Here is a 24,585-nt window from a genome sequence, read left to right as displayed (position 1 = left end):
GACCGGTCTTCAGGTTTCATGTAGGGCAAGGCTGTTGGTGGCGGCCGAATTCTGTCATGCTTCGGCTGCAGCCGCACAACCTGACATAACGACAACCACGCCATGACAACAGCCACGATCGCCCGCCTTGCCCTGTGCATCACCGCACTCCCACTGGCCACCAGCACGTTCGCGTTGGCGCAGAACGCCGAGCGCCAGTTCAAGAGCGTCACGCAGAACGGCAACACGCTCGAGATCGCGACGGCCGACGGGCGCTACCTGATCAAGCCGTATTCGAGCGCGATCGTCGAGACCACCTTCATCCCGAACGGCGAACAGCTGGACCCGGCCTCGCATGCGGTGATCCTCGCCCCGGTCCAGGCCCCGGCGACCTTCAAGGACGACGGCGCGCGCATCACGTACGCGACCGACGGCATCGCGGTCACGGTCGAGCGCAAGCCGTTTCGCATCGCTTATACGTACAAGGGCAAGCCGCTCGTGGCCGAGAAGCGTGGCTTTGGCCGCGTCGACGGCATGGACACCATCGAATTCGGACTGGACGACGGCGAAGCGCTGTACGGTGGCGGGGCGCGTGCGCTCGGCATGAACCGGCGCGGCAACCGCCTGCGTCTGTACAACAAGGCCGACTACGGCTACGCCGAACGCTCCGAACTGCTCAACTTCACGATTCCGGTGGCGCTGTCGTCGAAAAAATACGCGATCCACTTCGACAATCCGCAGGTCGGCTGGCTCGATTTCGACAGCCGCAAGGACGGTACGCTGCGCTATGAAGTCATCGGCGGGCGCAAAACGTACCAGGTCGTCGCGGGCGACACCTGGGACGCCGTCATGACTGGCTACACTGACCTGACGGGCCGCCAGCCGCTGCCGCCGCGCTGGGCCTTCGGCAACTTCGCCAGCCGCTTCGGCTACAAGACCGAGGCCGAGACGCGCGCCATCGTCGACAAGTTCGCGCAAGAGAAGATTCCGCTCGACGCGGTCGTGCTCGACTTGTACTGGTTCGGCAAGACGGTGCAGGGCACGATGGGCAATATGGACTGGGATCGCGACACGTTCCCGTACGCCGAGAAAATGATGGCCGACTTCAAGGCCAAGGGCGTCAAGACGGTCGTCATCACCGAGCCGTTCGTGCTGACCACGTCCAGGCGCTGGCAGGAAGCCGTCGACAAGAACGTGCTGGCGCTGGACGGCGCCGGCAAGCCGGCCACGTATGACTTCTACTTCGGTAACACGGGCCTGATCGACCTGTACAAAAAGGAAGGGCGCGACTGGTGGTGGAACATCTACCGCGACCTGAAAAAGGGCGGCGTCACGGGCTGGTGGGGCGACCTGGGAGAGCCGGAACTGCATCCGTCGAATCTGGTCCATGGCACGGGCACGGCCGACCAGGTCCACAATATCTATGGCCACGACTGGGCGCGCCTGATCGCCGAAGGCTACGGACGTGAATTCCCGGCCGAGCGCCCGTTCATCCTGATGCGCGCCGGTTACTCGGGCTCGCAGCGCTTCGGCATGATCCCGTGGTCGGGTGACGTCAGCCGCAGCTGGGGCGGCCTGCAGTCGCAGATGGAAATCTCGCTGCAGATGGGCATGCAGGGCCTGGCCTACATGCACTCGGACCTGGGCGGCTTTGCCGGCGCGGTGCTCGACGACGAACTGTACGTGCGCTGGCTGCAGTACGGCGTGTTCCAGCCGATCTTCCGCCCGCATGCGCAAGAGGCGGTGGCGTCCGAACCGGTGCTGCGCTCGGAGCGCACCAAGGTGCTGGCGCGCGAAGCCGTGTGGTTGCGCTACGCGATGCTGCCGTATAACTACACGATCGCGTTCGACAACCAGCAGACCGGCATGCCTTTGATGCGCCCCCTGATGTTCGTCGAAACCGATCCGGCCCAGCCGATCGAGCGCTCGTCGACCTATCTGTGGGGCCCGGATTTCCTCGTCACGCCGATCGTCAAGCCGGGTGCCACGCGCGCCGAGGTGTACTTCCCGACCACGGGCAGCGTGTGGTTCGACTTCCATACGGGCCAGGCGCACAAGGGCGGCATTCTCGAAACCGTGCGCCCGGTCGATGCCAACATCCCGGTCTACGTGCGCGCCGGCGCCTTCGTGCCGATGGCGAAGGTGGTACAGACCACGCGCGATTACACGGGCCGTCAGATCGACCTGCACTACTACCATGATGCCTCGGTCAAGACGTCCAGCGGCAAGCTGTATGACGACGATGGCGAGACGGCTGGCGCCTTCGCTGCGGGCAAGTACGAGATCGTGCGCTTCACCAGCAAGCTGGCGGACGCAGACGGCAAGGCGCAGCTCGAGATCGGTTTTGCCACCGAAACCGGCAAGGCCATGACCGCCATCCCACGGGGCTTTTCGCTGAAGGTGCACAACGTGGCGGCCAAACCGCGGGCGGTGACGGTGGATGGGCGCGCCGTGCGCTTCGTGTTTAACGCCCAGCAGCACCTGCTGGAAGTGCCGGTCTCGGCGAAGGCGGGCCAGTCGGCGCAGGTAGTCGTCACGCTGTAACGGCGCGTGGCAGGGACGGTGGTCTGGCGAACATCGCAGGTTGCCGAAGTTCGCTACATTGGGTGCTTCATTTCAGGAGCCACCCATGACGACCACCGCACCAGCCAATCCCCTCGTGTTTCGCAGCGAGTTCGAACACGTCGGCCTCGACGAATCCGAGACCATCCACGCCCTTCAAACCGTGTTTGCCAACATGGCCAAGAAGGTGGCAGGCGCCGAGGGCCACGCCAGCCGCGCCGTCCACGCCAAGGGCCACGCCCTCGTGCGCGGCAAGCTGACCGTGCTGGACAACCTGCCGCCGCAACTGGCCCAGGGCCTGTTCGGCAAGGCCGGTATCTATGACGTACTGCTGCGATGGTCGTCGCCACCGGCCGAGCAGCTGCCAGATGGCGTTTCGACCCACCGCGCCGTGGCGATGAAGGTGCTGAACGTGCCGGGCGAGCGCTTCGACACGGCCAAGAGCGGCAACTCGCAGGACTTCCTGATGGTGAACGGCCCGGTGTTCTCGGCGCCCGATCCGCAGGGGTTCCTCAAGAGCGTGAAGATGCTGGCAGCGACGACCAACGCATCCGAAACCGGCAAGAAGATCATCTCTGCGGTGCTGCGCACCGCCGAAAATGCGCTGGAGGCGGTCGGTGGCGAGAGCGGCATGCTCAAGGCGCTGGGTGGCGAGCCGCAGCACCATCCGCTGGGCGAAACCTACTTCAGCCAGACGCCGTACCTCTACGGCCAGTACATGGCCAAGCTGTCGCTGGCGCCGGTCGCGCCTGAACTGCTGGCGCTCGATGGCGCATCGATCAAGACCGAAGACGACGCGCAGCGTCACGCGATCGGTTCGCACTTCGCGTCGCAGGGTGGCGAGTGGGAACTGCGCGTGCAGCTGAACGTCGATGTCGAGAAGATGCCGATCGAGGATGCCTCGGTCGAGTGGCCACAGGAACTGAGCCCGTTCATCGCCGTGGCGCGCGTGCGCCTGGAGCCGCAAACGAGCTGGGATGCGTCGCTGGAAAAGCTGGAAGACGAAATCGCCTATGACCAGTGGAACTGCCTCGTCGAACACCGCCCGCTCGGGTCGGTGAACCGCGCGCGGCGCCAGGTGATGGCCACGTCGCGCGAATTCCGCTCGGAGTTCAACCGCTGCCCGATTCACGAGCCGTCGGCATAACGATGCCGTGACTACCGGGCCACGATCAAGCGCAGGCCCAGTCCGATGAACACTGCCCCCGCGATCCGGTCAAGCCACATGCCTGCCGTGGGGGTGCGGTTCAGCCATCCGCCGATCGTGCCCGAGAAGTAGCCGAGCAGCCCGAAGATCACGGCCGCCTGCAGCGTGAAGACCAGTCCCAGCACGCCGATCTGCAGATTGGCGTCGCCACGCGCCGCGACGACGAACTGCGGCAGGAACGACAGGAAGAACAGCACCACCTTCGGATTGATCGCCGCAGCCACCAGGCCTTTGGCGAACAGGCGCCGCGCCGGTTCGTTCGACAATCCTTCGCCAGAGACGCGCGCGCCGCCACGGCTGCGAATCGCGCCCCAGCCCATCCAGATCAGGTACAGGCCACCGGCAACCTTGAGCGCCGTGAAGGCCGTCGGCGACGCCGCGATCAGCGCACTCACGCCAATGACGGCCAGCAGCGTGTGACTCAGGCAGCCGAAGGCGCAGCCAAGCCCGAAGGCCACGCCGCGCAGGCGCCCCTTGGCGATGCCGGTGCTGAGCACCATCAGGTTGTCGGGGCCGGGAGAGAGCGTGATCAGGATGGCGGCGGCGAGAAAGCCGAAGAGCTGTTCGGGCGAAAGCATGATGGCGGCGAGATGAAGAAAGGGCGAACAGCATAGCGCATGTTCGCCCTTCGTCAAGCATCCCGCGGCGCGGGGTCAAGCGCTCATCACGCCTTCTTGCAGCTCAGTTCCTTGGCGTTTTCGCCCCACTTGATGGTGACCTTGCCATTCTGTTCCTTGAACTGTTCGCCGCGGTTGCCGTAGGCGACGCCGTTGTCGCTTGGCTCGCCGCGCAGCAGCACGTGTTCCTTGTTGCGCGCTGCGACCATCGACGCTGGCGTGGTTTCGAGGAAGAATGCGGTGATCTTGCTCTTGTCGCTGCACGTGTACTTGACCGGGCCCTTGGCCTTGGTGACCTTGTAGGCGGTCTGCAGCTGCATGGCGCGGGTGCCATAGGCATTGTTGATGCAGCTGGTCATGTCCTTGGCATCGGCGCATTGCTTGACGCCGTCCCACCACTTGGTGTGCTGTTCCTGCAGCGTCTTGCCGGCGCCGGCATCGATTTTTTCCAGCGCTGCGCGGTACATTGCGTAGATCAGGCCTTCCGATTCGGCGGAGCCGGGATGGCCGCAGACCTTGGCTTCGGCCGAGCCGATGCCCTTGGCGCAGAAGCCCGGCATCGAGACAGCTTGCGCGCCGATCGGCAGGGCGAGGGCGGCGGCGAGAACGAGAAGTTTTTTCATGAGGATTCCTTATGGTGGTGGTCGCGGCGCATCTAGTTGGGGCGCCGTCGTGAATTGATTCAGGAGAGTTTGCTCAGGTCGAGTTCAACCCAGGTCGGCGTGTGGTCGCTGGGCTTTTCGCGCCCGCGCATGAATTTGTCCACGCCGGCCGCCTTGAGCGCCGGCGCCAGCGCAGGGCTCAGCAGCAGGTGGTCGATGCGCAGGCCGGCATCGCGCCCGAACGCATTGCGGAAGTAATCCCAGAACGTGTAGATCGTCTCGTCGGGATGCAGCGCGCGCAGCGAATCGAGCCAGCCCTGTTCCATCAGGCGCCCGAAGGCGGCGCGGGTCTCATCACGGAACAGCGCGTCGTCGACCCAGCGTTCGGGCTTGTAGACATCGCGCTCGGTCGGGATCACATTGAAGTCGCCGGCCAGAACGGCCGGCACGCCGGCGGCCAGCAGCTCGAGGCCGCGCAGGCGCAGGCGCTCCATCCAGGCCAGCTTGTAGTCGTATTTGGGGCCGGGCGCCGGGTTCCCGTTCGGCAGGTACAGGCAGGCGATCAGGATGCCCTGGTAGGCCACCTCGAGGTAGCGACTTTGCTCGTCGGCGTCGTCGCCCGGCAAGCCGCGCTGCACTTCCTGGGCCGGCTCGCGCGTGACGATCGCGACGCCATTCCAGCTTTTCTGGCCTTGCCAGAGTGCGTGGTAGCCGGCCGCCTCGATCGCGGCGATCGGGAATTTCTCTTGCGGCGCCTTGAGCTCTTGCAGGCACACGACGTCGGGCTGGCGCTCCTCGAGATAGTGCAAGAGGGCGTCCAGCCTGCTGTTGATACTGTTGACGTTGTAGGTGGCGAGCAGCATGGGGTGTTCCGCATTCGTAGTAGGTAATTATGACAATATTGCGTGGAATCAGTCGCACGTCTCATTGGGCGCGCTTCGGTACATATACGCAAAACAGTATTATCTTATGGCGAATTGTTCGTTTTCTCATATAAGTGTTTGTTCTATACTTCGATCATCGAATATTGTTGCTGGAGATTTTGCATGATCAACCGCCGTTCCCTCATCCTGTGCGCCGTTGCGCTGGGTAGTTCGCTCACCATGGGTCTGGCTAAAGCCGACCAGCTGGCCGATATCAAGAAAAAAGGCCAGATCGTGTTCGGGGTGCTCGGCACCGACGAGCCGAACAGCTTCATCGACCCCAAGACGCGCCAGCTGGTGGGCTACGAGATCGACGTCGCCACGGCCGTGGCCAAGAAAATCGGCGTCAAGCCGGTGTTCAAGCAACTGGCCGTGTCGGCCCGCATCCCCGAGCTGCAGCAGGGCCACGTCGACATCCTGGCCGCCACGCTCACGCACAATAAAGAGCGCGAAGCGCAGGTCGATTTCGCGCTGACGCACTTCGTCACCGGTTCGAAGGTCATGGTGCGCAAGAACAGCGGCATCACGGCGCTGCCGCAACTGGCGGGCAAGAAGGTCGTCACCGTCCGCGGCGGCACCCAGGAAACCAATATGAAGAAGGCCGTACCGACGGCCAGTATCGTCACTTTCGAGAATACCCAGCAAGCGTTCCAGGCACTGCGCCAGGGCAAGGGCGCGGCCTACGTCAATGACGAGTCGTCGCTGCTGGCCGACTACGGCAAACTGGGCCCGGCTGCGAAAGACTTCGTGATCCTGCCGCAGTCGATCGGCGTCGAGCCGATTGCCCTGGGCCTGCGCAAGGGTGAGGCGGGCCTCAAGACGGTCGTCGACCAGGCGCTGCGCGAGCTCGAAGCGAATGGCGCGGCCGAAGACCTGTTCGTTAAATGGTATGGCCCCGGCACGCGTGCCAATATCGCCAAGCGCACCTTCAAGATCAGCACTGACAAGATCTGACCTTGGCGCTGTTCGATCCGACCATCCTGCAATCCGGCGAGTACCACGACTGGCTGGTGCAGGGCTTCATCCTGTCGATCCAGCTGACCGTGATCAGCTTCGCCTTCGCGCTGCCGTTCGGCGCGCTGGTGGCGGTGATGCGCACCTCGACGTCCAGGCTGCTGCGCGCGGTCGGCACCACGCTCGTCGAATCGATCCGCAACGTGCCGCTGCTGGCGCATCTGCTGTTCTGGTATTTTGCCTTTCCTGAGCTGCTGCCCGAGGGCCTGCGCGAGATCCTGTACGCGAACAATCCCGAAGTGGTGTGCGCCGTCATCGCGCTCACGCTCTACAGCGGCGTGCACATGGCCGAGGATATCCGCAGTGGGATCCGCGCGGTGCCCGCGACCCAGCTCGAAGCAGCCCGTTCGCTGGGCCTGGGGCGCGCCGCGGCGGTGCGCCTCGTGCTGCTGCCGCAGGCGCTGCGTGCTTCGGTGCCGCCGCTGCTGTCGCAAACGGTCAATCTGTGGAAGGACACCAGCGTGGCCACCGTGATCGGCGCGGCCGAGATGATGTACCAGGCCGCGCGTGTCGAGACAGCGAGCTTTCGCAGCCTCGAAGCGTTCACCTTCGCCACGCTGGCCTACCTGACCGTCTCGCTGCTCATTTCAGCGGCAGCCTATCTGTTCCAGCGCCGCTATCCGGTGCGCACGGCGGCCTGACCATGAAAGCGTCCCGATGCTGGAACTGATCGATACCTACTGGCTGTACTTCCTGGTCGGCCAATACCCTGACGGCCCGATGGGCGGCCTGGTGCTGACCATCCTGCTGTCCGGCGCTGCGCTGCTGCTGGCCATGCCGCTTGGCCTGATGCTGGGCATTGCGCGCGTGAGCCGCCGGCGCGCCATCAGCCTGCCGGTGGGCGCGTTCGTGCAGCTCGTGCGCGCCGTGCCGCTGCTGCTGGTGCTGTTCTGGGTGTACTTCTTCTTGCCTGCCGTGACCGGCGTGAAGACCTCGCAGGCGATGACGATGCTGATCGTGCTGGTGGTGTTCGACAGCGTGTACCTGGCCGAAATCGTGGCAGCGGGCATTCGCGCGCTGCCGAAGGGGCAGCTGGAAAGCGCCCGCTCGCTGGGCCTGGGATACGGCCAGGCGCTGCGCCATGTCGTGCTGCCGCAGACCTTGCGCCACGGCCTGCCGTCGATCGTGAACCAGCTGGTCTCGACGATCAAGGCGACCTCGCTCGGCTACATCATCGGCCTGTCGGAAGTCTCGTTCATCGCAACGCAGATCAACACGCTCGTGTTCACCCGATCGGTGGAGGTGTACCTGATCCTGGCGCTGACCTATTTCATCCTGTGCTTCGGCCTGTCCCGCCTGGCCTTCCTGCTCGAACGGCGCCTGCAGCGGCGGCCGGTCGGCGCGCACTGAATTCCTGAAAGAAGCGAACGATGATCGTTCTCGATAACGTCAACAAGTATTACGGTGACTATCACGCGCTGGTGGGGATCACCGAGCGCGTGGAAAAAAATGAAGTCCTGGTCGTGTGCGGGCCATCGGGGTCGGGCAAGTCGACGCTGATCCGCACGCTCAACCGGCTCGAAGACATCGACGGTGGCCATATCGCCATCGACGGGCGCGACATCCACGCCAAAGGCTTCGACGTGAACGCGCTGCGCGCCGGCATCGGCTTCGTGTTCCAGCAATTCAACCTGTTTCCGCACCTGACGGCGCTCGAGAACTGCATGCTGGCGCCGGTGCAGCTGAAGCGTGCCAGCAAGGCCGAAGCCAGGGAACAGGCGATGGCGCTGCTCGACCAGGTGGGCCTGGCCCACAAGGCCGACGCCTATCCGGACGCGCTGTCGGGCGGCCAGCAGCAGCGCGTGGCGATTGCCCGTGCGCTGGCCATGCGGCCTTCGATCATGCTGTTCGATGAACCGACCAGCGCGCTCGATCCGGAGATGGTGGGCGAGGTGCTGCAGGTGATGCGCACGCTGGCAAAACAAGGCATGACGATGGTCTGCGTGACCCACGAAATGGGGTTTGCGCGCGACGTGGCCGATCGCATCTGGTTCATGGCCGAAGGCAAAATCCTCGAGAAGGGCACGCCCGGCGACTTCTTCGCCAACCCGCAGCATCCCCGCGCCATCCAGTTTCTCGCCGATCGCAACCGCAACTAGCGCCCCGCCACGGAGGGCATGCACAGTTTCGTGGACGCCATGCACATGCAGGACAGCGGTTTGGTATTTATAATGGCTGGCCGACAGGCAGGTCTGGGCCCGCCGATCATGCTTTCCCTGTGCCTTTCCCTTTGCCGATTGCGGCTTCCTTTTACCGTGCCACTTGAAGCTTTCCCGCGATGACGTCCAATTCTGCCAACTTCGATGAAGATGCACGCCTCGCCGTACTCGATTCCTTCGGCATCCTCGATACGCCGCCGGAACGCTCGTTCGATGACGTGGTGCGCCTGGTCAGCCAGCTGCTTGACGCCCCGATTGCCGCCGTCAACCTGATCGCGCGCGGACGCCAGTGGTTCAAGTCGGAGATCGGCCTGGGCACGCGCGAAATGCCGCTCGATAACTCGATCTGCCGCCACGCCCTGCTGCAGCAAGAGCAGATGATCGTGACCGACACCCAGAACGATCCCCGCTTCAGCTGCAATCCGCTCGTCACGGCCGATGGCGGCCTGCGCTTTTATGCCGGCGCCGTGCTGCGCACGCGCGACGGCGTACCGCTCGGGACCCTGTGTGTGCTCGACAAGAAACCGCGGCCGGAAGGGTTGACCGAGCAGCAGCAGTTCATGCTGACGACATTGGCGCACCAGGTGATGAGCCAGATCGAGCTGCGCCAGGCGCTCGCCGAGCAGGAAGCGCTGAACGAGGCGCTGCGCCGTGCCGACCAGCGCAAGGATGAATTCCTCGCGATGCTGGCGCACGAGCTGCGTAATCCGCTGGCGCCGATCGTCTCTGCCGCCACGATGCTGTCGAATTTCGAGCTCCAGCCAAGCATGGTGCAGCGCGCTGCCGACATCATCGCGCGCCAGGCGGGCCACATGACCTCCCTGATCGACGACCTGCTCGACGTGTCGCGCGTCACGCGCGGCAAGGTGGAGCTCGAATTCGTCGAACTCGATCTGAAGGATGTTCTGGCCGACGCGGTCGAACAGGTGCGGCCGCTGATCGAGAAGCACGGCCACCGGCTGGTGCAGGAGGCGACGCCGACGCCGGCACTGGTCGTGGGCGATCGCAAGCGCCTGGTGCAGGTCATGACCAATTTGCTCAGCAACGCGGCCAAGTACACGCTCGAGGGCGGGCGCATCGAGGTGCGCATGGCCACGCGCGGCGCGCTGATCGACCTGACGATCCGCGACGATGGCATCGGCATGTCGCCCGAGCTGATCGCCAGCGCGTTCGACCTGTTCGCGCAGGGCACGCGCGGGCTGGATCGCAGCCAGGGCGGCCTGGGCATCGGCCTGGCGCTCGTGCGCAGCCTGCTCAAGCTGCATGGCGGGGAAGTGACTGCCGCCAGCGACGGCCCGGGTTGCGGCAGCACGTTCCGGGTCACGCTGCCGCTGTCGTCGCGCGCTGGCGCCGCCGCGCCGGCTGCCGGAACCGATGCGCCGCAGGGCAATCCGGCCGCGCTGCGCATCGGCGTGGTCGATGACAACGAAGACGCCGCCGTGACGCTGGCGCTGCTGCTCGAGACACTGGGCCACACGGTGTCGGTTGCCCATTCGGCGCGCGCCGCGCTGGAAGCGCTGCCGGCGTTCGAGCCGGACGTGTGCCTGCTCGATATCGGCCTGCCCGAGATGAATGGTTTCGAGTTGGCGCGGGCACTGCGCACCAGGCCCGGAACCGACCATGCCATCCTGATTGCGGTCACCGGCTACGCACAGGAAAAAGACCGCGCCGAAGCACGCGCCGCGGGCTTTCACGACCTGTTCGCCAAGCCGGTCGACCTCGAGGTGCTGGGCGCGGCGCTGGTGCAGATCGAACGGCGCCGGCGCTAGCCTGCTGTGCGACGGGGTCCGCGTGCGTCAGGCAGAATTTGTGCCTGATTCACGCACAAGGGACACACCATGACGCAGCGCTACCAACCGATCACCCGCCTGGGCCTGGGCGGCACGGGCTTTGGCGACATGTACCACGCCACCAGCGACGAAGCAGCCCAGGCGACCGCCGACGCCGCATGGGACGCCGGCATCCGCTACTTCGACACCGCGCCGCACTACGGCGCCGGCCTGTCCGAACACCGCTTCGGACACGCATTGCGCCGCCGCCCGCGCGCCGACTACACGCTCTCGACCAAGGTCGGCCGCCTGCTGGCCCCATCCAGCCCGGGCGAAATCGCCGCGCCGTTCGTCGGCGCCTTGCCCTTCAAGCGGGTGATCGACTACACGGCCGATGGCGCGCGCCGTTCGGTGGAAGACAGCCTGCAGCGCATGGCGCTGGCATCCATCGACATCGTCTACGTGCATGACCTGTCGCCCGACATGTTCGGCGACCAGTTCGACCACTACTACCGGATCGCATCCGGCCCGGGCGGCGCCTTCGAGGGTTTGACGAAGCTGCGCGAGGAGGGCGTCATCAAGGCCTGGGGCCTGGGCGTCAACACGGTCGAGCCATGCCTGCGCGCGCTGCGCGATGCCGACCCCGACATCTTTTTGCTGGCCGGGCGCTACACGCTGATGGAAACGACGCCGCTGGCCGAACTGTTTCCCCTATGCGCCGAGCGCGGCGCAAAGGTCGTCATCGGCGGGCCATTCAATTCGGGCTTCCTGGCGGGCGGGCCGAACTACGATTACGGTCCGGCCGATGCGGGCAAGCTGGCACAACGCGAACGCTTGCGCAAAGTCGCGGTCGACCACGGCGTCGACCTGGCCGCGGCCGCGCTGCAGTTCGGCCTGGCCCATCCGGTGGTCGCCGCGACGATCCCGGGCGCAAGCAGCCCCGAGCACCTGCGGCGCAATGCGGTGTTGATGGAGATGGCGATCCCGAAGGCATTCTGGGAAGCGCTGCGCACCGAGGGCCTAGTGGCCGAGGACGCGCCGCTACCATAACCTGCCTGCCGCAAAAAAAAGCCGGGGTCAGGTCTAACATTCGGACACGGCCTCGGCAGTCGGGTAGCCGGGTTGGTCGGAAGTAGCTGTCAGACTGCAACACAAACCCCGGGGTCAGGTCTGACATTCGGACACGGCCTCGGCAGTCGGCTAGCCGGGTTAGTCGGAAGTAGCTGTCAGATTGCAATACTAATGCTGGTCAAGACACTATAGGAAGTGACTAAGGCTGAGTTCGTGTCCGAATGTCAGACCTGACCCCGGCTGTGCAGCTGAGTTCGTGTCCGAATGTCAGACCTGACCCCGGCTGTGCAGCAGTGATCCGGTCACGCGATATCGGCCAGCATTGCATCTTACGGCTTAGAAACCTTCTTCCGGCGTCAGATACCGCCACTGACCCACGGGCAGATCGCCCAGCTTGACGCGTCCGATCCGTACGCGCTTCAGGCCCAGCACCTTCAGCCCCACCATGTCGCACATGCGCCGGATCTGGCGTTTGCGGCCTTCCTTCAGCGTAAAGCTCAGCTGGTCTTCGTTCTGCCAGCGCACCTTGGCTGGCAGCAGCGGTTTGCCGTCCATCCACAGGCCGTGCTTGAGCTTCTTGAGTTCACTGTCGGGCAGCGTGCCCGGCTTCGTGTACTCCACGCGCACGAGGTATTCCTTCTCGATGGACGTCGTCTCGCCAATCAGCTGCTTGGCGATGCGGCCGTCCTGCGACAGCACCAGCAGGCCCACCGAGTCGATGTCCAGGCGGCCGCACGGGACCAGGCTGCGCAACTGGGTCGGGTGGAACTGCTCCGTCGACGGATCATCGGCCCAGCGGTTCTCGGGCCGGATCAGCGCCACGGCCGGCGTGTAGCCGTCTTCGGCCTGGCCGCTGACGTAGCCGACCGGTTTGTGGATCAGCACCGTGACGCGCTTGGACTGCTCGGCGGCGGCCTGGCGCTCGACCGTGATGCGCTGCGTTGGCAGCACCTTGCTGCCCAGCTCCGACACCACCTGGCCATCCACCCGCACCCAACCGCGCGCGATCCATTCATCGGCTTCGCGGCGCGAGCACAGGCCCAGTTCGGACATTCGTTTGGAGAGGCGGAGCGGTTCGGTCATTGTCAAAGCTTTTCGTTGAAGGAGTAGTTATCAGATCTTGAGCGCGTCGAGCAGATCCGTTTCAAGCTGGACCTGGATGCGCGGGTTGTTCAGGGCAGGGCCGTCGACGAGGAACACGTCTTCGACACGCTCGCCCAGCGTCATGATCTTGGCGGTGTGCAGGTTGATACGGTAGCGCGTCAGCACGCTCGATACCGCATACAGCAGGCCCATACGATCATTGGCAGCGATCGACAGCACGTGGAATTGGCCCCGTTCATCGGGCCGCACTTCGACTGTCGGCGTGATCGGGAACGTGCGCGACATGCGCGACAGGCGTCCGCGGCACGGCGGCGGCAGCGGTTCCTGCGACACGAGCAGGGCACTCAGTTCGTGCTCGATCAGGTTGATGATGTCGCGGTAGCTGCCGGCGAAGTGTTCGTCGGCCACCATGAAGCTGTCGAGCGCATAGCCGTGGCGCGTCGTGTGGATCTTGGCGTCGAGGATCGAGAAATCCTTGCGGTCGAAGTAGCTGCAGATGCGCGCGAACAGGTCGGGTTGATCCTTGATGTACACGGCCACCTGCAGCCCTTCGCCGATCGGCGCCAGGCGCACGCGCACGATCGGCTTGTCGCTGTCGACCTTGTCGTGCAGGGCGCGCGTCTGCCAGGCGATGTCGGACGCGTCATGGCGCAAAAAGTACGCGACGTCCAGCTGCTTCCACAATGCCTCGTGCGCATCGACCGGCAGGCCAAACAGGCGCAGCGTGGCCAGCGCCTCTTTCTGGCGCGCGCGCAGCTCGCGGTCGGCCGAGTGCGGCTCGCCGCCCAGTACGCGCAGCGTCGTCTTGTACAGGTCTTCCAGCAGCTTGGCCTTCCATGCATTCCAGACCTTCGGACTGGTGCCGCGGATGTCGGCCACGGTCAGCAGATACAGCGCCGTCAGGTGACGCTCATCCTTGACCACCGCAGCAAACGCCGCGATGACGTCAGCATCCGACAGGTCCTGCTTCTGCGCGACCTGCGACATCGTCAGGTGCTGCTCGACGAGGAACACCACAAGTTCAGTGTCGGCCTCGGTCATGCCCTGGCTGCTGCAGAACTGGCGCGCGTCGTCCATGCCGAGTTTGGAGTGGTCGCCACCACGGCCCTTGGCGATATCGTGGAACAGCGCGGCGACGTACAGCACCCAGCGATCGCGGAAGTCGGCAATCAGCTGGCTGCAGAACGGGTATTCGTGCGCATGTTCGGGCATCGTGAAGCGGCGCAGGTTACGCACCACCATCATGATGTGCTGGTCGACCGTGTAAGCGTGGAACAGGTCGTGCTGCATCTGGCCGACGATCTTGCGAAACGCCGGCAGGTAGCGGCCCAGGATGCCGAATTCGTTCATGCGGCGCAGCGCGTGCACCATGCCGCGCGGCGCCTGCAGCACGCGCAGGAACAGCGCCTTGTTGACCGGATCGGCGCGGTACGCGTCGTCGATCTGGGTGCGGGCATGCCACAGCGCGCGGGTGGCGCGCGCCGTCATGCCCTTGATGTCGTGGCGCTCGGTCATCACGACGAACAGTTCGAGGATCGCCGTAGGCGTCTGCTCGAACGTGTCGTCCTGCGCGATATCGATCAGGTTCCCCATCTGCAAAAAGTGGGCGCTGATCGGGAAGGCGACGGCCGGCTGCGGGAACAGCTGGGCCTCGATATTCTGCAGCAGGATCGTGTTGAGCTGCGTGACGGTCTTGGCGGCCCAGTAGTAGCGCTGCATCAGCAGTTCGCTCGGGCGGCGCACGTTCGGGCCATCGTCGGTGGCGACCAGGCCCAGCGTATTGGCAATCGCCGTCTGCACGTCGAACACCAGACGATCTTCGCGCCGCTTGGTGTGCAGGTGCAGGCGGATGCGGATGTCCTTGAAGGCGCTTTCCTTTTCCATCAGCTGGCGCGCTTCCATGCGCGTGATCAGCTCGCGCGTGGCAAGCTGGCCCCAGCTGTCGGCCAGGCCCGCAGCCTTGGCCACCCACATGATCACCTGCAGGTCGCGCAGCGCGCCCGGGCTTTCCTTGACGTTCGGTTCGAGCGCGAACGCCGTGTATTCGTGCTTGGCGTGGCGCAGGCGCATCTCGGCCGTCTTGGCCCGGAAGAACGCCTGCGGGTCGAGCGCCTCACGGTAGCGCTGCTGCAGCGTGTCGAACAGCGGCTCATTGCCGGTGACCAGGCGCGCCTCGAGCAGGCTCGTTTGCACGGTGATGTCGGCCGCGGATTCGATCAGGCATTCGTCGACCGTGCGGATGCTGTGGCCGATCTCCAGGCCCAGATCCCACAGCAGCTGGACCAGGCCTTCGAGGCGCGCCTGCGTGATCGCATCCGGCGGGGCGGCCAGCAGGATCAGGAGGTCGACGTCGGAATACGGAAACAGCTCGCCGCGCCCGTAGCCGCCCACGCCCACGAGCGCGGTGCCGGCGGGCAGGCCGGCCGCCTGCCAGGCATCGATCAGTACCGCATCGACGACCTGGCGCAGGTTGCGCAGCAGTTTTTCGGGCATGCCGTCTTCCTGGAATGCCTGGAACACGAGCTGGCGCTCATTCTTGAGGCGCTGGCGCAGCGTGGTGCGGACGGTGTCCAGGTGTTCGGCGTGACCCATGGCCGGCTCCTTATGCCGCTGCGGCAGCAGGGGCAGGCGCCGACCAGACAAAGTCCGGCCCGAGCAGCGGCAGGGCGATCGCCGGCGGTGGCGGGCTGCCGGCCGACAGCGTCAAGACTTCGACGCCGGTCTCGGTGACCAGCACCGTGTGTTCCCACTGCGCCGACAGGCTGCGGTCTTTGGTCTTGATCGTCCAGCCGTCCGGCATTTCCTTGATGTCGCGCTTGCCGGCATTGATCATCGGCTCGATCGTGAAGATCATCCCTGGTTGCAGCACTTCGAGCGTGCCCGGGCGGCCATAGTGCAGCACTTGCGGCTCTTCGTGGAACGAGCGGCCCACGCCGTGGCCGCAGAATTCGCGCACGACGCTGTAGCCGTTCTTTTCGGCGTGCTGCTGGATCGCGTAGCCGATGTCACCCAGGTGCTTGCCTGGCTTGACGGCGGCGATACCCAGCCACATGCATTCAAAGGTGACTTCGGACAGACGGCGCGCCATGATCGACGGTTCGCCGACCAGGTACATGCGGCTGTTGTCGCCGTGGAAACCTTCCTTCGTGATCGGCGTGATGTCGATGTTCAGCGCGTCGCCGCTCTTGAGCACGCGGTCGCCCGGGATGCCATGGCAGATCACGTCGTTGAGCGAGGCGCAGATCGAGCCCGGGAACGGCGGGTAGCCGGGCGGGGCGTAGTTGAGCGTGGCCGGGATCGTGCCTTGCACGTTGACCATGTACTCGTACGCCAGGCGGTCGAGCTCGCCGGTGGTGATGCCAGGCTTGATGAACGGAGTGATATAGTCCAGCACTTCCGAGCCGAGGCGGCAAGCGACGCGCATGCCGTCGATTTCTTCGAGGGTCTTGATGATGGTGGCCATAGGAGAGTCGTATCCTGCGTGGTATCGGGTGAGCGCCCGGCGACCGGGGTGGCAATGGTCGGGGCAGTATGGCGGCCATTATAAGGGATGTCGCGGCACTGCTGTAAGGCAGGGGACTCGCCTGCCTGGCCGGGCTGCGATTGCACGCTTGAATAATGCCGACAATTCCGCTAGAATCTCGGGTTGCTCGGATTCACATCGTGCAACGTTGTAAAAATAAAGTTTTTTAATTGATAGAAATCGCGAATGTGGCCCTAAAAGGGTGCCTGCTTGGTGACTGGCCACATTCAAGACCCAACCCTGGAGAATTACATGTCCGTTACTATGCGCGAAATGCTGGAAGCCGGTATTCACTTCGGCCACCAGACCCGTTTCTGGAATCCAAAGATGGCACCGTTCATCTTCGGTCATCGCAACAAGATCCACATCATCAACCTGGAAAAAACCATGGCGATGTATCAGGATGCGATGAAAACCATCAAGCAGATCTCCGCCAACCGCGGCACGATCCTGATGGTCGGTACCAAGCGTCAGGCTCGCGACATCATCGCAGCTGAAGCGCAACGCGCCGGCGTCCCATACGTCGACCAGCGCTGGCTCGGCGGCATGCTGACCAACTTCAAGACCATCAAGACGTCGATCAAGCGCCTGAAGGAAATGGAAGTCCTGGTCGAAGATGGCTCGGTCGAGAAGATGTCGAAAAAAGAAGCGCTGATGTTCTCGCGCGAAATGATCAAGCTGCAAAAGTCGATCGGCGGTATCAAGGATCTGGGCGGCGTGCCAGACGCGATCTTCGTTGTTGACGTCGGCTACCACAAGGGTACGATCACCGAAGCCGGCAAGCTGGGCATCCCGGTCATCGGCATCGTCGATACCAACCACTCGCCAGAAGGCGTCACCCACATCATCCCGGGTAACGACGACTCGTCGAAAGCCATCAGCCTGTACGCACGCGGCGTTGCCGATGCGATCATCGAAGGCCGCGCCAGCGCGACCAACGAAGTGGCTGACATGGTCAAGGCAGCCGGCGGCGACGACTTCGTCGAAGTTTCCGAGCAGGCATAAGTGATGGCAGGCCATGTGCCTGCTGCCACATAGAAGGGGGCGCCGGACTGTCGAGCCCCCCTTTTTTTAAGCTAAATACTTGCAGGACGCTCAACTTGAGCGGACTGCACCCCTGGATACACATTTAGGAGAACACACTATGGCAGCTATTACTGCAGCAATGGTTGGCGAACTGCGCGCCAAGACCGATGCACCAATGATGGAATGCAAAAAAGCACTGACCGAAGCCGACGGCGACATGGGTCGTGCTGAAGAAATCCTGCGCGTCAAGCTGGGCGGCAAGGCATCGAAGGCATCGGCACGCGTGACCGCTGAAGGCGTTGTTGCTACCTATATTTCGGGCAACGTCGGCGCGCTCGTCGAAGTCAACAGCGAAACCGACTTCGTCGCGAAGAACGACGATTTCCTGGCCATGGTCAACCTGGCAGCACGCCTGGTCGCCGAAAACAACCCGGCTGACGTCGCTGCTCTGGCAGCCCTGCCGCACGAAGGCGGTACCTTCGACGACGTCCGTACTGCCCTGATCGGCAAGATCGGCGAGAACATGACCGTGCGTCGTTTCCAGCGTTTCGAAACCACCGGCAAGCTGGCATCGTACCTGCACGGCACCCGTATCGGCGTCATCGTCGATTTCGAAGGTGCAGACGAGCAAGTCGGCAAGGACCTGGCCATGCACATCGCTGCCATGAAGCCAGTCGCTCTGTCGTCGGAGCAAGTGCCAGCAGAAATGATCGAAAAAGAGCGTTCGGTTGCTGAACTGAAAGCCAAGGAAGATGCCGACAAGGCCGTCGCCGAAGGCAAGCAGCCACAATCGGCTGACATCGTCGCCAAGCGTGTCGACGGTTCGGTGCAGAAGTACCTGAAAGAAGTCTCGCTGCTGAACCAGGCGTTCGTCAAGAACGACAAGCAGTCGATCGAACAGATGATCAAGGCGGCAAATACCACCGTCAAGGGCTTCACCATGTACGTGGTGGGCGAGGGCATCGAGAAGAAGGTCGACGACTTCGCAGCTGAAGTCGCAGCACAGATGGCTGCCAACAAGCAGTAATCAAACAAACGGGCCGTGAGGCCCGTTTTTGTAGGGTGGGCCGGGCCGCGCAGGCGGCTATGCCGCCCACGCGGTGATGGTTGACGGCGCGGTGATGAGGCAGCAAGCGGAGCCGGTTAGGTTTGGTATCCGAACGTAAGTTTTGCAGGATGCATATTGCGTCTCCGTTATCATTTCGGATGAGTGCCCGGCCAACAATCGTCGCGTCCGCCATGCGTAGCGCGCCCGAAGCCGTACCCGTTTTACAATCCCATCCGTCCCGGCACGGATGAGACCCGCCCACGAGGCGTTGGTCAGACCCGAATTCGATCCACAGCAATATCTTAAAGGAGCCGCTTCATCATGACAAAACCAGCTTACCAACGTGTCCTTCTGAAACTGTCTGGCGAAGCACTGATGGGCGACGATCAGTTCGGCATCAACCGCGCCACCATCGAACGCATGGTGGCCGACGTGGCCGAAGTGGCCAAGCTGGGCGTGCAGATCGCGGTCGTCATTGGCGGTGGCAACATCTTCCGCGGCGTCGCCCCCGGCGCCCAGGGCATGGACCGCGCGACCGCCGACTACATGGGCATGCTGGCCACCGTCATGAATGCGCTGGCACTGGCGGACGCGATGCGTCACGTCGGCATCACCGCCCGCGTCATGTCGGCCATCGCCATCGAGCAGGTCGTCGAGCCATACGTGCGTCCGAAAGCGCTGCAATACCTCGAAGAAGGCAAAGTCGTCGTGTTTGCCGCCGGTACCGGCAACCCGTTCTTCACGACCGATACGGCTGCTGCCCTGCGCGGCGCCGAAATCTCGGCCGAGATCGTCCTGAAAGCCACCAAGGTCGACGGCGTCTACAGCGCCGATCCTAACAAGGATCCAACCGCGACCCGCTACGAGAGCATCACGTTCGACGAAGCGATCTCGAAGCACCTGCAAGTGATGGACGCCACCGCGTTCGCACTGTGCCGCGACCAGAAACTGCCGATCAAGGTGTTTTCCATCGTCAAGCCCGGCGCGCTCACGCGCGTGATCATGGGTGAAGACGAAGGTACACTGGTCCACGTCTAAATTAACTGAACAACAGGAGAGCAGCATGTCCTTAGCTGACGTCAAGAAAAACGCACAAGACCGCATGGTCAAGTCCATCGAAACCCTGCGCGCCGATCTGGCCAAGGTCCGTACCGGCCGCGCCCACACCGGCATTCTGGATCACGTCACGGTCGACTACTACGGTTCGCCAACGGCGCTGCCGATGGTCGCCAACCTGACCCTGGTCGATGCCCGCACGATCGGCGTCCAGCCATTCGAAAAGAAGATGCTGGCAGCCATCGAAAAAGCCATCCGCGATGCCGACCTGGGCCTGAACCCGTCGTCGCAGGGCGAAATGATCCGCGTGCCGACCCCGCCGCTGACCGAAGAGCGCCGCAAGGAAATGGTCAAGCTGACCAAGTCCGAAGGTGAAGACGCGAAAATTGCCGTGCGCAATATCCGTCGCGACGCCAACGAAGCGCTGAAGAAAATGGTCAAGGACAAGACCGCATCGGAAGACGACGAGCGCCGTTCGTCGGACGAAATCCAGAAGCTGACCGACAAGGCCGTGGCCGACATCGACAAGCTGCTGGGCGAGAAAGAAAAAGAAATCCTGACGGTGTAAGCAGGTATTTCATCGGCAAGCCCTCGGGCTTTCCTGCGGACCGGCCCCGGCAACTTGCCGCGGCCGGTCCGCGTGCCTTATGATTGGCCAATTGCGCAATGCCAGGTGCAATTCTGTAGCGCAGTTCTCTGGCGACGTTTTATGGCGCAGTTGTATGGCGCAGTTTTATGGAATCATGATGTTCAAAAGCTCGACCACCGCCGTCCCCGTCACGTCCGCCGTGCCACGTCATATCGCCATCATCATGGACGGTAATGGCCGCTGGGCAACCAAACGCTTGCTGCCGCGCGTGGCTGGTCACGTCAAGGGCGTTGAAGCCGTGCGTGGCGTGGTGGAAGCCTGCGTCGAGCGTGGCGTCGAGTACCTGACGCTGTTCGCGTTCTCATCCGAGAACTGGCGGCGGCCGGCCGACGAAGTCTCGCTGCTGATGCGCCTGTTCGTGACGGCGCTCGAGCGTGAAGTCGCCAAGATGCACGCCAATAATATCCGCCTGAAAGTGGTGGGTGACCTGAGCCGCTTCGACGCCAAGCTGCAGGACATGATCGCCAATGCCGAGCGCCGCACGGCCGGCAACACGCGCCTGACGGTCACCGTGTGCGCGAACTATGGCGGCCGCTGGGATATCATGCAGGCAACCGGCAAGATGGTGAAAGCCAACCCCGGCGTCACCGAGTTCAGTGAAGAGATGCTGGCGCCGCACCTGGCGATGGCGTATGCGCCTGAGCCCGACCTGTTCATCCGCACCGGCGGCGAAGAACGCATTTCGAATTTCCTGTTGTGGCAGCTGGCATATGCCGAGCTGCACTTTACCGACACCTTCTGGCCTGACTTCACGCCAAAGGCGCTGGACGAGGCGATTGGCTCCTACCAGGAGCGCGAACGGCGCTTTGGCCAGACCGGCGCCCAAGTAGCGAAGAAGACCAACTAAATGCTCAAGACCCGGATTCTCACCGCACTCGTCCTGCTGGCAGTCCTGCTGCCGGTTCTGTACTCCAACAATTACACGGCGTTTGCGGTGGTGGCCTGCGTCTTTTTTGGCGCCGCGATCTGGGAATGTTTTCGCCTGTTCAATCCCGGCGCCCGTAGCGCGCTCCTGATCGCCGGCGCCTGGACGCTGGCCTTTGCCTACGCGTTCTTCGTGCGTGAGCAGGGCAATCCAACCTTCTGGTTCGGTATCGGTGTCCTGTTGTGGGCGCTGCGCTTCGCGCCCACGCTCAAGTTCGGCCTGCCGCCGCTGTCGAGCACGCCCAACACCTTGCTGAGCCTGCTCTATGCGATCTCGCTGGTGGCCTGCTTCGTGGCCATCGTGTACCTGTTCAATTACTCGGCCGTGCTGCTGCTGTCGGTGCTGGCGATCGTCTGGGCCGCCGACATCTTTGCCTATGTATGCGGCAAGACCTTCGGCAAGCGCAAGCTGGCGCCGAGTATTTCGCCCGGTAAATCGTGGGAGGGCGCCATCGGTGGCGGACTCGTTACGCTGGTGCTGGCTGCCTGCACCGTGCTGTTTGGTGGCGAAGCCTTCGCCGGCACGTTCGCCGTGCGCGTCCAGGCGGGCCTGGGCTGGCTCGGCCTGTTCGCCGTGATTGCCCTCATCGTGGTTGCCAGCGTCGTTGGCGACCTGTTCGAATCCCAGCTCAAACGCCGCGCCGGCGCCAAGGACAGCAGCAATCTGCTGCCGGGCCACGGCGGCGTGCTGGACCGGATCGACGCACTCGTGCCGGTCCTGCCACTGGCGGCGCTGATCGCCACCTGGCTCTAGAAGGAAGTTCACATGCAACGCATTACCATTCTGGGCGCCACCGGCTCGATCGGCGCCTCGACCCTCGACGTGCTGGCGCGCCATCCGGAGCAATACCAGGTGTACGCGCTGAGCGCCCACACCCGTGTGGAAGAGCTGGCCGCCGCCTGCCGCAGCTGCCGTCCCGCACGTGCCGTGGTCGGTAGCGCCGACGCGGCCGCGCGCCTGGCGGCGCTGATTGCCGACCTGCCCACCAGTGTGGAATACGGCGAGCAGGCGCTGTGCGATATCGCGTCAAGCGCCGATACCGACACCGTGATGGCTGCCATCGTCGGCGCCGCCGGCCTGGCCCCCACGCTGGCTGCGGCCCGCGCCGGCAAGAAGGTCCTGCTGGCGAACAAGGAAGCGCTGGTCATGTCCGGCCAGCTGTTCATGGACGCCGTGCGCGAGCACAACGCCACGCTGCTGCCGATCGACAGCGAACACAATGCCATCTTCCAGTCGCTGCCTGCGGCCTTTGGCCGCGTGCCGGCAGCGGCCGGCGTGGCCAAGATTTTACTCACCGCATCGGGCGGCCCGTTCCTGAACCGCGCCGTCGAAACGCTTGGCGACGTGACCCCGGACGAAGCCTGCAAGCACCCGAACTGGGTCATGGGCCGCAAGATTTCGGTAGATTCTGCGACCATGATGAACAAGGGTCTCGAAGTGATCGAAGCCCACTGGCTGTTCGGCGCGCCGGCCGACCAGATCGAAGTCGTGATCCACCCGCAAAGCGTGATCCACTCGATGGTGTCGTACGTCGACGGCTCGGTGCTGGCGCAACTGGGCAATCCCGACATGCGCACGCCGATCGCGCACGCGCTGGCGTACCCGGACCGGATCGCATCCGGCGTCGCCCAGCTCGACCTGACGCAGATGGCGGCGTTGCAGTTCTTCCCACCCGACTTCACGCGCTTCCCGTGCCTGGCACTGGCCTTCGACGCGCTGCGCGCCGGCGGCACCGCCCCGGCACTGCTCAACGCCGCCAATGAAGTGGCCGTGGACGCGTTCCTCGAGCGCCGCATTGGTTTCCGCGACATCGACCGCGTCATCCGCCATGCACTCGACGCCGTCGAGCACGGCCCGGCGCCGTCGATCGAGGCCGTGCTGGCCCAGGATGCGCGTGCCCGCGAGGCCGCAGCGCATGCGGTCGCCAGCCTGCACTGATTGACGGATACCGCCCAATGACCCTGCTTTACACCGTGCTGGCGTTCGCGCTGGCGCTCGGCCCCCTGATCGTGATCCACGAGCTGGGTCACTACCTGGTGGCGCGTGCCTGCGGCGTCAAGGTGCTGCGTTTTTCGATCGGCATGGGCCGCGTCGTCTGGTCGCGCCGCTTCGGACGCGACCAGACCGAGTGGGCAGTGTCGCTGCTGCCGCTGGGCGGCTATGTCAAGTTCCTGGACAGCCGCGATCCCGACGCCGGCCCGATCGACAAGAGTGAGCTGGCCCGCGAATTCACGCGCCAGAACGTCTGGAAGCGCATCGCCATCGTCGCCGCCGGGCCGCTGTCGAACTTCGCGCTGGCGATCGTCCTGATGGCGGCACTGTTCATGCACGGCGTGGACGAGCCGTCGGCGCGCCTGCGCGCCGTGGCCGAATCGACGGACGCCTACCGCGCCGGCGTGCGCGGCGGCGAGACCGTGGTTGCCGTCAATGGCAGCGCCGTGCGCTCGTGGTCCGAGCTGCGCTGGCAGATCATGCACGCGGCGGTCGACAAGACCGATGCGCGCCTGGATCTGCGCAGCACGGGCGGCGGAGCCTACACCGTGGTGCTGCCCGCGTCCGTCATCGGCAAGCTCGATGTCGACAGCGATGTGATGGCTACGCTGGGCCTGGACCTGTGGCGCCCGCAGCCGCGCATCGACAAGGTGATCGCCGATGGGGCAGGGCAGCGCGCCGGCCTGCAGGCCGGTGACCTCGTGCTGCGCCTGAACGGCGCGCCGGTGGTGGATGGCATCGCCTTCATCGAGGCAGTGCGCGCCGCGCCTGGCCGCGCGCTGCAGGTCGAGGTGCAGCGCGCCGGAACCCCGGTCACGTTGTCGCTCACGCCCGAGGCGGACGCCAGCGGCCGCGGCGTGATCAAGGCGATGGTGGCGCAGGCGCCCGAGATGGTGACCGTCTCGTCAGGCCCGTTCGATGCCATCGCACGCGGTGCCGAGCGCACCTGGGAAACGTCCACGATGACGCTGAAAATGATCGGCAAGATGATTACCGGCGAAGCGTCATTGAAAAATGTGACCGGTCCGATCACGATCGCCGATTACGCCGGACAGACCGCCCGCATTGGGCTCGTCAGCTATTTACAGTTTATTGCCTTCATTAGTATCAGCTTAGGCGTCATGAATTTGTTACCAATTCCCGTTCTGGATGGTGGCCATTTACTGTATTATTCGCTGGAAGTTTTGACCGGGCGTCCTGTTTCTGTGCGCGTCGTCGAGTTCGCACAGCGCGCCGGGGTCGGCCTGCTGTTCATGCTGATGGCGCTCGCCGTCTTCAACGACCTGGGACGCTTACTCTAGCCGCCCGCGGTTCGCTCCCCGGGAGCCCAGTCAAATCACCAAGCAATCGTTGTCCAAA

21 protein-coding genes and 1 pseudogene are annotated in these 24,585 nt (G+C 64.1%); 16 read left to right on the top strand and 6 right to left on the bottom strand.

Translation table 11 applies throughout. The features are described 5' to 3' along the window. The first annotated feature begins 102 nt into the window (after positions 1–102). Positions 103–2,523, top strand: coding sequence for a glycoside hydrolase family 31 protein (locus AC56LW_RS11255; protein WP_499634262.1), 2,421 nt, complete (start codon positions 103–105; stop codon positions 2,521–2,523). Positions 2,524–2,608: 85 nt separating this feature from the next. Further along, complete coding sequence (locus tag AC56LW_RS11250; protein WP_499634260.1) at positions 2,609–3,688, top strand: catalase family protein; 1,080 nt, start codon at positions 2,609–2,611, stop codon at positions 3,686–3,688. Positions 3,689–3,699: 11 nt separating this feature from the next. Here AC56LW_RS11250 and AC56LW_RS11245 read toward each other — a convergent pair whose 3' ends face one another. From AC56LW_RS11245 to xth, 3 genes are all read right to left on the bottom strand, one after another. Beyond that, a complete protein-coding gene (locus AC56LW_RS11245; protein WP_332533381.1) occupies positions 3,700–4,326 on the bottom strand; it encodes a LysE family translocator in 627 nt (208 codons plus the stop codon). Positions 4,327–4,412: 86 nt separating this feature from the next. Beyond that, entirely contained in the window at positions 4,413–4,988 is a 576-nt protein-coding gene (locus AC56LW_RS11240) for an MliC family protein (protein WP_499634258.1), read from the bottom strand. 59 nt (positions 4,989–5,047) lie between these two features. Beyond that, on the bottom strand, positions 5,048–5,830 hold the full coding sequence (gene xth, locus AC56LW_RS11235) for an exodeoxyribonuclease III (protein WP_499634257.1): 783 nt from the start codon (positions 5,828–5,830) through the stop codon (positions 5,048–5,050). 183 nt (positions 5,831–6,013) lie between these two features. Here xth and AC56LW_RS11230 point away from each other — a divergent pair, with 183 nt between their 5' ends. From AC56LW_RS11230 to AC56LW_RS11205, 6 genes are all read left to right on the top strand, one after another. After that, on the top strand, positions 6,014–6,844 hold the full coding sequence (locus AC56LW_RS11230; RefSeq protein WP_499634255.1) for a transporter substrate-binding domain-containing protein: 831 nt from the start codon (positions 6,014–6,016) through the stop codon (positions 6,842–6,844). Positions 6,845–6,846: 2 nt separating this feature from the next. Further along, positions 6,847–7,545, top strand: coding sequence for an amino acid ABC transporter permease (locus tag AC56LW_RS11225; protein WP_183552996.1), 699 nt, complete (start codon positions 6,847–6,849; stop codon positions 7,543–7,545). Positions 7,546–7,561: 16 nt separating this feature from the next. Next, entirely contained in the window at positions 7,562–8,254 is a 693-nt protein-coding gene (locus AC56LW_RS11220; protein ID WP_499634253.1) for an amino acid ABC transporter permease, read from the top strand. 20 nt (positions 8,255–8,274) lie between these two features. Beyond that, positions 8,275–9,003, top strand: a complete 729-nt coding sequence (locus AC56LW_RS11215) for an amino acid ABC transporter ATP-binding protein (RefSeq protein ID WP_499634251.1) — start codon at positions 8,275–8,277, stop codon at positions 9,001–9,003. Between the two features lie 179 nt (positions 9,004–9,182). Continuing rightward, positions 9,183–10,832, top strand: coding sequence for a hybrid sensor histidine kinase/response regulator (locus AC56LW_RS11210; RefSeq protein ID WP_499634249.1), 1,650 nt, complete (start codon positions 9,183–9,185; stop codon positions 10,830–10,832). Positions 10,833–10,901: 69 nt separating this feature from the next. After that, positions 10,902–11,882 (top strand): aldo/keto reductase, encoded by a 981-nt coding sequence (locus AC56LW_RS11205; protein ID WP_332533388.1) that lies wholly within the window; start codon positions 10,902–10,904, stop codon positions 11,880–11,882. 357 nt (positions 11,883–12,239) lie between these two features. Here the strand turns inward: AC56LW_RS11205 and AC56LW_RS11200 are convergent, their stop codons facing one another. From AC56LW_RS11200 to map, 3 genes and pseudogenes are all read right to left on the bottom strand, one after another. After that, positions 12,240–12,986, bottom strand: coding sequence for a pseudouridine synthase (locus AC56LW_RS11200; RefSeq protein ID WP_258834513.1), 747 nt, complete (start codon positions 12,984–12,986; stop codon positions 12,240–12,242). Positions 12,987–13,016: 30 nt separating this feature from the next. Then, a complete protein-coding gene (locus AC56LW_RS11195) occupies positions 13,017–15,599 on the bottom strand; it encodes a [protein-PII] uridylyltransferase (RefSeq protein WP_499634247.1) in 2,583 nt (860 codons plus the stop codon). Between the two features lie 10 nt (positions 15,600–15,609). Then, a pseudogene (map, locus tag AC56LW_RS11190) lies at positions 15,610–16,500 on the bottom strand (type I methionyl aminopeptidase); the annotation flags it as partial. 282 nt (positions 16,501–16,782) lie between these two features. On the opposite strand from map, the gene rpsB reads away from it, so the two are divergent. The 8 genes from rpsB to rseP all read left to right on the top strand — a co-directional run bounded on the left by rpsB (position 16,783) and on the right by rseP (position 24,527). After that, positions 16,783–17,535, top strand: a complete 753-nt coding sequence (gene rpsB / locus AC56LW_RS11185) for a 30S ribosomal protein S2 (RefSeq protein WP_183552980.1) — start codon at positions 16,783–16,785, stop codon at positions 17,533–17,535. A gap of 139 nt (positions 17,536–17,674) precedes the next feature. Next, positions 17,675–18,583 (top strand): translation elongation factor Ts, encoded by a 909-nt coding sequence (gene tsf, locus AC56LW_RS11180; protein ID WP_183552978.1) that lies wholly within the window; start codon positions 17,675–17,677, stop codon positions 18,581–18,583. A gap of 342 nt (positions 18,584–18,925) precedes the next feature. Further along, positions 18,926–19,642, top strand: coding sequence for a UMP kinase (pyrH, locus tag AC56LW_RS11175; protein WP_183552976.1), 717 nt, complete (start codon positions 18,926–18,928; stop codon positions 19,640–19,642). A gap of 25 nt (positions 19,643–19,667) precedes the next feature. Beyond that, on the top strand, positions 19,668–20,228 hold the full coding sequence (gene frr, locus AC56LW_RS11170) for a ribosome recycling factor (protein WP_183552974.1): 561 nt from the start codon (positions 19,668–19,670) through the stop codon (positions 20,226–20,228). Positions 20,229–20,403: 175 nt separating this feature from the next. Then, positions 20,404–21,156, top strand: a complete 753-nt coding sequence (gene uppS, locus AC56LW_RS11165) for a polyprenyl diphosphate synthase (protein ID WP_332531600.1) — start codon at positions 20,404–20,406, stop codon at positions 21,154–21,156. Continuing rightward, positions 21,157–21,987, top strand: coding sequence for a phosphatidate cytidylyltransferase (locus tag AC56LW_RS11160; protein WP_258834508.1), 831 nt, complete (start codon positions 21,157–21,159; stop codon positions 21,985–21,987). Positions 21,988–21,999: 12 nt separating this feature from the next. After that, positions 22,000–23,172: a 1-deoxy-D-xylulose-5-phosphate reductoisomerase gene (gene ispC, locus AC56LW_RS11155; RefSeq protein WP_499634245.1), complete on the top strand. Its 1,173-nt coding sequence runs from the start codon at positions 22,000–22,002 to the stop codon at positions 23,170–23,172. 17 nt (positions 23,173–23,189) lie between these two features. Continuing rightward, complete coding sequence (gene rseP / locus AC56LW_RS11150) at positions 23,190–24,527, top strand: RIP metalloprotease RseP (RefSeq protein WP_499634244.1); 1,338 nt, start codon at positions 23,190–23,192, stop codon at positions 24,525–24,527. Positions 24,528–24,585 lie beyond the last annotated feature (58 nt).

The organism is Telluria sp. LT2P80 (assembly GCF_059685955.1).
This window is presented reverse-complemented; position numbering and strand designations above follow the sequence as displayed.

Excerpts from the sequence above, each read along its gene's own strand:
- AC56LW_RS11195 (WP_499634247.1), bottom strand. The coding sequence starts at position 15,599 with ATGGGTCACGCCGAACACCTGGACACCGTCCGCACCACGCTGCGCCAG.
- AC56LW_RS11210 (WP_499634249.1), top strand. The coding sequence starts at position 9,183 with ATGACGTCCAATTCTGCCAACTTCGATGAAGATGCACGCCTCGCCGTA.
- AC56LW_RS11205 (WP_332533388.1), top strand. The coding sequence starts at position 10,902 with ATGACGCAGCGCTACCAACCGATCACCCGCCTGGGCCTGGGCGGCACG.
- xth (WP_499634257.1), bottom strand. The coding sequence starts at position 5,830 with ATGCTGCTCGCCACCTACAACGTCAACAGTATCAACAGCAGGCTGGAC.
- AC56LW_RS11160 (WP_258834508.1), top strand. The coding sequence starts at position 21,157 with ATGCTCAAGACCCGGATTCTCACCGCACTCGTCCTGCTGGCAGTCCTG.
- AC56LW_RS11220 (WP_499634253.1), top strand. The coding sequence starts at position 7,562 with ATGCTGGAACTGATCGATACCTACTGGCTGTACTTCCTGGTCGGCCAA.
- AC56LW_RS11200 (WP_258834513.1), bottom strand. The coding sequence starts at position 12,986 with ATGACCGAACCGCTCCGCCTCTCCAAACGAATGTCCGAACTGGGCCTG.
- AC56LW_RS11230 (WP_499634255.1), top strand. The coding sequence starts at position 6,014 with ATGATCAACCGCCGTTCCCTCATCCTGTGCGCCGTTGCGCTGGGTAGT.
- AC56LW_RS11215 (WP_499634251.1), top strand. The coding sequence starts at position 8,275 with ATGATCGTTCTCGATAACGTCAACAAGTATTACGGTGACTATCACGCG.
- frr (WP_183552974.1), top strand. The coding sequence starts at position 19,668 with ATGTCCTTAGCTGACGTCAAGAAAAACGCACAAGACCGCATGGTCAAG.
- AC56LW_RS11255 (WP_499634262.1), top strand. The coding sequence starts at position 103 with ATGACAACAGCCACGATCGCCCGCCTTGCCCTGTGCATCACCGCACTC.
- tsf (WP_183552978.1), top strand. The coding sequence starts at position 17,675 with ATGGCAGCTATTACTGCAGCAATGGTTGGCGAACTGCGCGCCAAGACC.
- pyrH (WP_183552976.1), top strand. The coding sequence starts at position 18,926 with ATGACAAAACCAGCTTACCAACGTGTCCTTCTGAAACTGTCTGGCGAA.
- uppS (WP_332531600.1), top strand. The coding sequence starts at position 20,404 with ATGATGTTCAAAAGCTCGACCACCGCCGTCCCCGTCACGTCCGCCGTG.
- AC56LW_RS11245 (WP_332533381.1), bottom strand. The coding sequence starts at position 4,326 with ATGCTTTCGCCCGAACAGCTCTTCGGCTTTCTCGCCGCCGCCATCCTG.
- AC56LW_RS11250 (WP_499634260.1), top strand. The coding sequence starts at position 2,609 with ATGACGACCACCGCACCAGCCAATCCCCTCGTGTTTCGCAGCGAGTTC.
- ispC (WP_499634245.1), top strand. The coding sequence starts at position 22,000 with ATGCAACGCATTACCATTCTGGGCGCCACCGGCTCGATCGGCGCCTCG.
- rpsB (WP_183552980.1), top strand. The coding sequence starts at position 16,783 with ATGTCCGTTACTATGCGCGAAATGCTGGAAGCCGGTATTCACTTCGGC.
- rseP (WP_499634244.1), top strand. The coding sequence starts at position 23,190 with ATGACCCTGCTTTACACCGTGCTGGCGTTCGCGCTGGCGCTCGGCCCC.
- AC56LW_RS11240 (WP_499634258.1), bottom strand. The coding sequence starts at position 4,988 with ATGAAAAAACTTCTCGTTCTCGCCGCCGCCCTCGCCCTGCCGATCGGC.